The following is a 5,336-nucleotide window of genomic DNA, read 5'->3' on the forward strand; positions in this document are numbered from 1 at the left end:
GGCCTGCGCCGCGGCGGTGTAACATTACGTGCCCCACGTCTGGACCACCTGGCCCGTCCGGGGCATCCCCGGGCGGCCCGTCGGGGGGGCCTGGGGCCGCCCGGCTCGCCGGTCCGGCCGAGGCGGGCCCTGATCGGTCGGGCCGATCAGGAGGGTCGACGACGAGGGTCGACGACGAGGGTCGAGGAGGAGGGGGCCAGGAGGGTCGATCACGTGGGGCGGGCGTGCTTTCGGCGGCGGCCTCCGTCAGCCCTTGCTCACCGCCCACAGGATCTCCGGCAGCTTCCGCGCCACCGTCGGGGCCGCCAGCCGCAGGCCCGCCCAGGTGGCCAGCGCGCCCCAGACCGCGCCCAGGGGAAGCAGGATCCAGGAAACGTCCTGGTGGTCGGCCATGTTGAACCAGACGGTCAGGGCGATCACCGGGGCGCAGACCACCGCCGACACCCCCAGCCCGGCGAAGATGCCCATCCAGGCGAGCCCGCCCTGCCCCGGGGCGACGTTCTTGAAGGCGCCGTCCGTCGGGATGGAGTACGGAAAGCGGGCCGAGGCCAGCGCGCCCGTGCAGAGCATCGACCCCACCAGGGCCAGGGCGAGGCCCAGGGCCGCGGGGAAGGCGGACCAGTCGCCGATCAGGGCAGCGGTGACCGCCGTGACGAGGACGGTGTACGGGACCGTGACCAGGGCCAGCGCGGCGGCCCGGGCGCGCAGTTCCACGTACGCGTCGCGCGGGCCGGAGATGGTCTGCGCGACCATCCAGAACGCCGAGGTGTCCTGCCCGAACTGGTTGTACATCTGGACGCCGAGCATGCCCGCGCCGAAGCAGGCGAGGTAGAGGGATCCCGTGCCCTGGAGGGCGTTGAAGACCGGGACGATCAGACCGATCGCCAGCGCGGTCACCCAGGAGGCCTTGGTCTTCGGGTCGCGGACGACGTAGCGCAGGGTCCGCTGCATGGTCGCGCCCGTCCGGCCGGCGGGCAGCAGCGACCAGAATCCGCCTGCGCCACGGTCTTTCACCGGCCGGGCGGCCGCGATGGTCGAGCCGTCCGGGGTGACCATCAGCTTGGTCAGACTGCGCTCCCAGAACCACAGGAGCGCGGCCAGGGCGGCGAGTGTCAGGGCCAGTTGGGCGGCCGCCACCCCGTACGCCCCCTGGCTCACCGAGTCGACCATGCCGACGGCGGTCGCCGGCGGCAGCCACCGGACCACGGCCTCGGCCGGCTCCAGCGTCGACAGGCCGCCGGCCTCGAGCAGGCTCTGGCTGGCGAAGTTGGCCAGCTGCGCGCCCACCGCGATCAGCAGGCCGCTGAGCAGTGCCAGGTCACGCCCCTTGCGGCTGGTCAGCAGCCGAACGTTGGCCGTGGCCACCGCCCGTGCGAGGGCCACGCAGCCGAGCACCAGCAAGGGTGCGGCCACCACTGCGGCCACCGCGCCGGCCGCGCCGCGCGCGACGGCTATCACCGAGCCGACGGCCAGGCACAACGTGAACAGCGGCCCGATGCCGACGAGCGAGGAGGCGAAGAGCGCCCGTACGAGAGGACGCGGCCGCAGCGGCAGCATGACCAGCCGGGTCGGGTCGAGCGTCTCGTCGCCGGCGGGGAAGAACAGCGGCATGAAGGCCCAGCCGAGCGCCAGGATCGCGGCAAGCAGGACGACGACCGTGCCCGCGTGGGCGTTCCCGTGCAGAAGGGACAGGCCGAGCGTGACGAAGAAGCCGACCAGCAGGGCGAAGCCCAGCGTCGTGAAGTAGGCGGCCTTGCGCTTCGAGGAGCCCTTGAGGCCGTTGCGCAGCAGAGACAGCTTCAGGCGGACGAAGATCGGGGTCAGCGGGATCGACGCCACGGAGGCAGCGGGGGCAGCGGAGGCGCCGGAGGCGGAAGCCCCCGGAGCGAAGGCACCGGCGGCAGCAGCAGCGCCCGTGGCGCCTGCGGCGGGAGTGGCGCCCGCGGCCGGAGTGGCGGGAGAGGCGGGCGAGGCGGGCGAGGCGGGCGAGGTCATCGCGCGACCGCCCCGGAGCCGCCGCCGAGCCACTCCAGCGAGTCCCCGGCCGCGTCGCGCCCGTGCGCGCCGACCAGTTCGAGGAACGCGGCCTGCAGGGAGGGCGCGGAGCCCCGTACGTCGGCCAGCGGGCCCGCGGCGCGGATCCGGCCGGCGGCCATCACGGCCACCCAGTCGCACAGCGACTCGACGAGCTCCATCACGTGGGAGGAGAAGACCACCGTGGCACCGGACGCCGTGTAACGCTCCAGCACCCCGCGGATGGTCTGCGCCGACACGGGGTCGACCCCCTCGAACGGCTCGTCCAGGAACAGCACTTCGGGGTTGTGCAGCAGCGCGGCCGCCAGGCCGATCTTCTTGCGCATACCGGTCGAGTAGTCCACGACCAGCTTGTGCTGCGAACCCGCGAGGTCGAGGACCTCCAGCAGCTGCGTCGCCCGCTTGTCGGTCTCCTCACCCGGCAGTCCGCGCAAACGGCCCATGTAGCAGAGCAGTTCGCGTCCCGACAGCCGCTCGAAGAGCCGCAGCCCCTCGGGCAGCACGCCGATCCGGGCCTTCACCCCGGTCGGGTCCGCCCACACGTCGCGCCCCGCGACGAGGACCCGCCCCATGTCCGGGCGCAGCAGCCCGGTCACCATCGACAGCGTCGTCGTCTTGCCCGCGCCGTTCGGGCCCACCAGGCCGATGAACTGGCCCGCGGGCAGCTCCAGATCGATCCCGGCGACGGCCACCTGCTCACCGAAGCGCTTCCACAGACCTTCCACCCGCACGGCGGACGGCGCGGATCCCGCGCCACCCGTCCCGTGCGCTCCACCCGTCGCATCGCCCTGGTCCGGCATGCGCCCGCCTCTCTCACGTCCCCGTTGGTCGTTCCTTCCTCACCATAGGAGGAGGGGGAGAGGCCCCAGCAGTTACTTATGTCATGAGTTTGCGACCCGGAGACGAGACCCGTCAGCCCTGGCGCCGCTTGCGGTCCGCGGCCGCCTCGCTCCCGCACGCGTACGCCAGCGCGTCGATCAGCTCCTCCGTGTCCGGCAGCCACCGGTTCGCCGGCGTGGGCCGCCGAGCCCACTGGACCGAGCCCCTGCCGCCGAAGCGGGTGGGCGGGGCGGCCACGTACTCGCCCTCGCCCCGTGCGACCAGGTCGAGCCCGCTCGGCCAGCCCAGCTTGCGCACGAGGTCCGCCACCTTGACGCCGGCCCCCGGCAGGACGAAGAACAGCATCCGGTGGTCGGGCGTGAGGGTGACCGGACCGAGGGTGCGCTGCATCCGCTCCAGCCGCGCCAGCGCCAGGAACCCGGCCGAGTCCGGCACGTCCAGCGCGTCGAACGTACGGCCCGTCGGCAGCAGGATCGAGGCCTCCGGGTGCTTCGCCCAGATCCGCCGTACCTGTACCGCGCTGCCGGTGGCCTGCGCCGCCCAGTCCTTCACCGTCGGGTGGGCGCCGGGGGCCGGGCAGTCCGCCGTCCCGCAGGAGCACAGCTCCCGGCCGTCCCCGGCCTCCAGCCAGGTGCCGGCGAAGACATCCCAGTGCCGTTCTTCCGCGTACCGCACGGCATGGTCCAGCAGCTGCTCGCCGCGCTGCTTGGGGATGGGTGCGGTCTCCGTGACTCCCATGGTCTCTTCCACGCCCATCACAACTCCCCGGGTCACCTGGGGTTACGGGCGTAAACCCGCCGGTGGGCGGAGCATCGATCCTGCATATGGGGCGCACTGATGCATGTGTGGGGGCGCGTGGGAGCCCGGGGCGCTCGACTTGGGTAGCGACACCACGCAGAGCGGAAGATTCTCCGCACATCAGGCGGGAAGTGATCATTCCAACGATCACCCGCGGCCAGCAGGGGGTTTTCATGGCAGCCAGGCCTCTCGTCGCCCGCCAGCCGAACGAACGGCTGCAGGCGCTCATCCAGGAAGCCGGGTGCTCCAACGCCGGGCTCGCCCGGCGCGTGAACATGTGCGGGGCCGAGCACGGCCTCGATCTCCGCTACGACAAGACCTCCGTGGCACGCTGGCTGCGCGGCCAGCAGCCGCGCGGCCGGGCCCCCGGAATCATCGCCGAGGCCCTCGGGCGCAAACTCGGCCGGACCGTCACCATCGACGAGATCGGCATGGCCAACGGCAAGAACCTCTCCTCCGGCATCGGCCTGCAGTTCTCCCCGACCGTCATCGGCGCGATCGAGCAGGTCTGTGAGCTGTGGCGCAGCGACGTCGGCCGTCGCGACTTCCTCGCGGGCTCCAGCGTGGCCGCCTCCGCGCTCGTCGAACCGAGCCGCGACTGGCTCATCACCGGGGCCGACACCCAGGTGGCCCGCAGCGGCGGTTCACGGGTCGGCATGCCGGACGTCGAGGCCGTCCGGGCGACCACCGAAGCCCTCAAGGACCTCGACCACCGCTTCGGCAGCGGGCACGTCCGGCCGGTGGTCGTGCACTACCTCAATTCGGTGGTGTCCGGGCTGATCGGAGGCTCGTACCGGGAGCCGGTGGGCCGGGCGCTGTTCGCGGCGGTGGCCCGGCTGACGGAGCTTGCGGGCTACATGGCGGTGGACACCGGCCAGCCGGGACTGGCCCAGCGCTACTACATCCAGGCGCTGCGGCTGGCCCAGGCGGCCGGAGACCGTGCCTACGGGGGCTATGTGCTCGCGGCGTCCATGAGCCACCTCGCGGCGGAACTGGGCAATCCGAGGGAGATCGCGCAGCTCGCCAGGGCCGCGCAGGAGGGGACCCGCGGGCAGGTCACACCGCGGGTCGAGGCCATGTTCTACGCCGCCGAGGCGCGCGGGCACGCGCTGCTCGGGGACACCCGGGCGACGGCCGTACTGTCCTCGCGGGCCGTGAGCGCGCTGGAGCGGGCGGAGCCGGAGTCGTGCGACGACCCGGTGTGGATCCGGCACTTCGACGAGGCGTACCTCGCGGACGAGCTGGCCCACTGCCACCGGGACCTCGGGCAGGCGGACGCGGCGGGCCGGCGGGCGGAGGAGGCCCTGCGGGGACTCCCGGCGGGCAAGGAGCGCCGCCGGGCCATCGGGCTGCTGCTGCTGGCGGCGGCGCAGGTGCAGCAGCGGGAGGTGGAACAGGCCTGCCGGACGGCCACGAAGGCGGCGGAACTGTTGGAGGGGCTCCGCTCGAACCGGGGGGCGGAGTACCTGGACGACTTCCGGGCGCGGCTGGAGCCGTACCGGGAGGAGGCGGCCGTGCGGGAGTTCGGGGCGCGGCTCGCGTCCAGGGTCGCCTGACCTTCAGCCCCCGCGGCGGGGCCGGGCCGAAAGAGGGGGGGGGCCCCCCCCGCCCCCCCCCCCGCCACCAGGCCCCGGGGGGGGGGGGGGGGAAAGGGCCCGCCGGGG

At 73.6% G+C, this 5,336-nt stretch carries 4 protein-coding genes; 1 reads left to right on the top strand and 3 read right to left on the bottom strand.

What is annotated here, in order from left to right:
- Window positions 1-246 precede the first annotated feature (246 nt).
- The 3 genes from ACWGIF_RS37700 to ACWGIF_RS37710 all read right to left on the bottom strand — a co-directional run bounded on the left by ACWGIF_RS37700 (window position 247) and on the right by ACWGIF_RS37710 (window position 3,630).
- Complete coding sequence (locus ACWGIF_RS37700) at window positions 247-1,839, bottom strand: transporter (protein ID WP_453504355.1); 1,593 nt, start codon at window positions 1,837-1,839, stop codon at window positions 247-249.
- Window positions 1,840-1,991: 152 nt separating this feature from the next.
- Window positions 1,992-2,834 (bottom strand): ABC transporter ATP-binding protein, encoded by an 843-nt coding sequence (locus ACWGIF_RS37705; protein ID WP_453504357.1) that lies wholly within the window; start codon window positions 2,832-2,834, stop codon window positions 1,992-1,994.
- Window positions 2,835-2,946: 112 nt separating this feature from the next.
- The gene (locus ACWGIF_RS37710; protein WP_453504359.1) at window positions 2,947-3,630 is read right to left on the bottom strand and encodes a bifunctional DNA primase/polymerase; all 684 of its coding nucleotides are present in this window, start codon (window positions 3,628-3,630) and stop codon (window positions 2,947-2,949) included.
- A 215-nt stretch (window positions 3,631-3,845) separates the two neighbouring features.
- On the opposite strand from ACWGIF_RS37710, the gene ACWGIF_RS37715 reads away from it, so the two are divergent.
- Entirely contained in the window at window positions 3,846-5,228 is a 1,383-nt protein-coding gene (locus ACWGIF_RS37715) for a transcriptional regulator (protein WP_453504360.1), read from the top strand.
- Window positions 5,229-5,336 lie beyond the last annotated feature (108 nt).

Source organism: Streptomyces sp. NPDC054849 (assembly GCF_053610945.1).